The organism is Peribacillus sp. P4_C12 (assembly GCF_056402095.1).
Map to the genome: position 1 here is coordinate 1 of NZ_JBFUIB010000388.1, position 3,623 is coordinate 3,623.

Genomic DNA, 3,623 nt, shown 5'->3' on the forward strand with positions numbered 1-3,623 from the left:
RCTTTTAGAAGTATACTTAAAGAGGAAAACTTTTTTGGAGGTTTTATTTTATGATTAATGAAGAACGTTTGGTTAGCGAATTTATGGAATTAGTACAAATTGATTCTGAAACAAAAAATGAAGCCGCAATTGCCAAAGTGTTGAAAGAAAAATTCACGGCACTTGGTGTAAATGTTTTTGAAGATGATACAACGGCGGTTACTGGCCATGGTGCAGGTAATTTGGTTTGTACTCTAAAAGGTACCAAAGAGGGCGTAGATACCATTTATTTCACGTCTCATATGGATACGGTTGTGCCTGGGAACGGAATCAAGCCTTCCATTAAAGATGGATACATAGTGTCAGACGGAACGACTATTTTAGGAGCGGATGACAAAGCTGGATTAGCGGTTATGTTAGAAACGCTTAAAGTGATTAAAGAACAGAATATCGAACATGGAACGATTGAATTCATTATTACTGTTGGTGAAGAATCAGGGTTAGTTGGGGCAAAAGCCCTAGATCGCTCCCTTGTGACGGCCAAATTTGGTTTTGCACTCGATAGTGATGGAAAAGTAGGAAATGTTGTGGTTGCCGCACCTACTCAGGCTAAAGTTTCAGCTGTAATTTTAGGTAAGACAGCTCATGCTGGTGTTGCTCCTGAAAAAGGCGTTTCAGCGATTACGATTGCTGCCAAGGCAATTTCAAGAATGCCCCTAGGCCGTATCGATGATGAAACAACCGCCAACATCGGACGTTTCCAAGGCGGACAGCAAACCAATATTGTTTGCGACCATGTTGAAATCTTAGCAGAAGCAAGATCCTTAATTCCTGAAAAAATGGAAAAACAGGTAGCAAGAATGAAAGAGGCATTCGAGACCGCAGCCATCGAAATGGGTGGACGGGCCGAAGTAGAAGTCAACGTCATGTATCCTGGCTTTAAATATGGAGCTGGTGATCATGTAGTCGAAATCGCGAGAAAAGCAGCAGAGAATATCGGACGTCCATGCGAGTTAGTTAAAAGTGGCGGTGGAAGTGATGCGAATGTGATTGCAGGTTTTGGAATTCCTACTGTCAATCTAGCTGTAGGCTATGAAGATATTCATACTACAAATGAGAGAATTCCTGTTGAAGAATTAACGAAGCTTGCTGAAATGGTAGTCAGTATCATTAAGGAAGTTGCTGGGGAATAGTAATCACCCTTAAAACCATTGATTGAAATAAATAAGGTGCTATTTCCAGGTAAACCTGAGAAGGACATGCATGAACAGAGATGGATTGCGATAAGGACAGATGGCCTGTCCATAGCACTTGTTGTGCAAGCAGCTCGATGAAATATTTGTTTTACAGACTTGCCTAATGAACAAATCGGTTTATTAGGCAATCAAAAAACTGGATATATGCAGGGGTTGCCAGTATAGGTAACCTTTTGGTTACAATCATTGATTCGCAAATATTCGTATCATCTCTAGAAGGCGTTCAAGTATTGCAGGAATATATCTACAGTCATCAATAATATGATGGCTGTTTTTCTTGGAGTAGAAGTATCATTTTACTCTGGTTACCAAGGATAAATAGGGGTACCTTAAAAGTAATAGTTATTTTTAATTGGCCCTATTATACGGTATTTTTTCTTGTACAAGGATGTGACGGTCACATGAAGGACATGTATCCCAAAAATGGCAGGGTCATTCTCCATGTAGACATGAATAGTTTCTATGCTTCAGTGGAAATGTCCTATGATGTTTCATTGAAAGGTAAGCCGCTTGCCATAGCCGGTAATGTAGAGGAAAGAAGAGGCATCATCGTCACGTGCAGCTATGAAGCAAGAAAATTCGGCGTTAAAACGACTATGCCTATATGGCAGGCGAAAAAACTTTGCCCTCAATTAATTATTCGGAAACCGAATTTTGAACGTTATCGAAAAGCATCACTGGCTATTTTTGAGGTGTTGCGACAATATACAGAGATGGTTGAACCGGTTTCCATCGATGAAGGGTATCTGGATATTAGCGAATGCGTCGAATTAGGTTCGCCTCTAGAAATTGCCAAAAGCATTCAGGAAAGAATTTATAAAACGATGGACCTTCCTTGTAGCATCGGTATTGCCCCTAATAAATTTTTGGCCAAAACTGCCTCTGATATGAAAAAGCCAATGGGCATCACCGTGTTAAGAAAAAGAGATATTTCTAAGAAGCTCTGGCCTTTACAAGTGGGCGAAATGCATGGCATCGGCAGTAAGACATCGGAAAAACTTCACTCCATCGGTATTATGACAATAGGGGACCTTGCTCATGCCCACGATAGGCAACTGAAGCAACTGCTTGGAATCAATGGCGCTCGTTTAAAGGATAGAGCAAATGGTATCGATCCTCGGGTTGTTGATCCGGAAGCCATTTTTGATCATAAAAGCATTGGAAATTCGACAACTCTTCCACATGATTCTACTAATCAAAAGGAACTGATTGGGATATTAGAAAAGCTTTCAGAAAAGGTTGCTGTCCGATTAAAAAATAAACGTCTGCTTGGTCAGAAAATTGGTGTGACGATCCGCTATAAAGACCGTCGCACCATTACCAGAAGTAGAACAGTTCCTAATCCAGTTTTTGAAAAAGCGGATATTTTGAATAGAGCTGTTGACCTGTTTTTGAAAAATTGGAATGGGGAAGGAATTAGGCTTCTTGGTGTTACTGCTTATGATGTTATTGAAAAAGAATCGGCCTTCAAACAGCTTGATATATTTTCCTTTCAAGAAGACGCTGAAAAAGAACCTTTGTACGAAGCGATGGAACACTTGCAAAATAAGTACGGAGAAAATATTATTAAAAAGGGATTATCCTTGAAAAATCGTTCGATCGGAACAGACACAAGCTTCAGCAAAGATTTCTTTGAACAATCAAGGAGGAAAAATCCTTCTGATGACAAAGATTAGCTTATAAGTTGTGTAAAGATATAGAGAAGGGAAAGATAACCATGAAAAAACAACAGATTGGCGTTATCGGACTAGCCGTAATGGGTAAGAATCTTGCATTTAATATTGAAAGCAGAGGATATTCAATTTCCGTCTATAATCGCTCAGGATCAAAAACAGACGAAATGATGAATGAAGCAGAAGGTAAAAATGTATTTGCAGCGTATACCCTAGAAGAATTCGTGAATTCTCTGGAAACACCTCGCAAAATTTTATTGATGGTTAAAGCTGGTGCTGCAACTGATGCTACAATCGAACAATTAAAACCACTGCTTGAAAAAGGCGATATCGTCATTGATGGTGGAAATACGTTCTTTAAGGACACTCAGCGCCGTAACGAGGAATTAAGCCAGCTAGGTATTCATTTCATCGGTACGGGTGTCTCAGGAGGGGAAGAAGGAGCTTTAACAGGTCCTTCAATCATGCCTGGCGGTCAAAAAGAAGCATATGAACTTGTTGCACCAATTTTGAAGGATATTTCGGCTAAAGTAGATGGCGATGCTTGCTGTACATATATCGGACCAGATGGAGCCGGACATTATGTTAAGATGGTGCATAATGGAATTGAATATGGAGACATGCAGTTGATTTCCGAATCTTATTTCCTTTTGAAAAACCTTCTTGGTCTGACTGCTGAAGAATTCCATGAAGTGTTTACAGAATGGAATAAAGG

4 protein-coding genes are annotated in these 3,623 nt (G+C 39.9%); all 4 read left to right on the top strand.

Going from position 1 to position 3,623, the window contains the following annotated elements; genetic code table 11:
* Positions 1-50: 50 nt before the first annotated feature.
* On the top strand, positions 51-1,172 hold the full coding sequence (locus AC1DUW_RS23540) for a tripeptidase T (protein WP_053346883.1): 1,122 nt from the start codon (positions 51-53) through the stop codon (positions 1,170-1,172).
* A gap of 18 nt (positions 1,173-1,190) precedes the next feature.
* Complete coding sequence (locus AC1DUW_RS23545; protein WP_477643587.1) at positions 1,191-1,313, top strand: hypothetical protein; 123 nt, start codon at positions 1,191-1,193, stop codon at positions 1,311-1,313.
* A 323-nt stretch (positions 1,314-1,636) separates the two neighbouring features.
* Positions 1,637-2,911 (top strand): DNA polymerase IV, encoded by a 1,275-nt coding sequence (locus AC1DUW_RS23550; protein WP_053346882.1) that lies wholly within the window; start codon positions 1,637-1,639, stop codon positions 2,909-2,911.
* A gap of 41 nt (positions 2,912-2,952) precedes the next feature.
* Positions 2,953-3,623 (top strand): NAD(P)-binding domain-containing protein (locus AC1DUW_RS23555; RefSeq protein WP_477643588.1); only part of this gene is annotated, 671 nt, incomplete at its 3' end.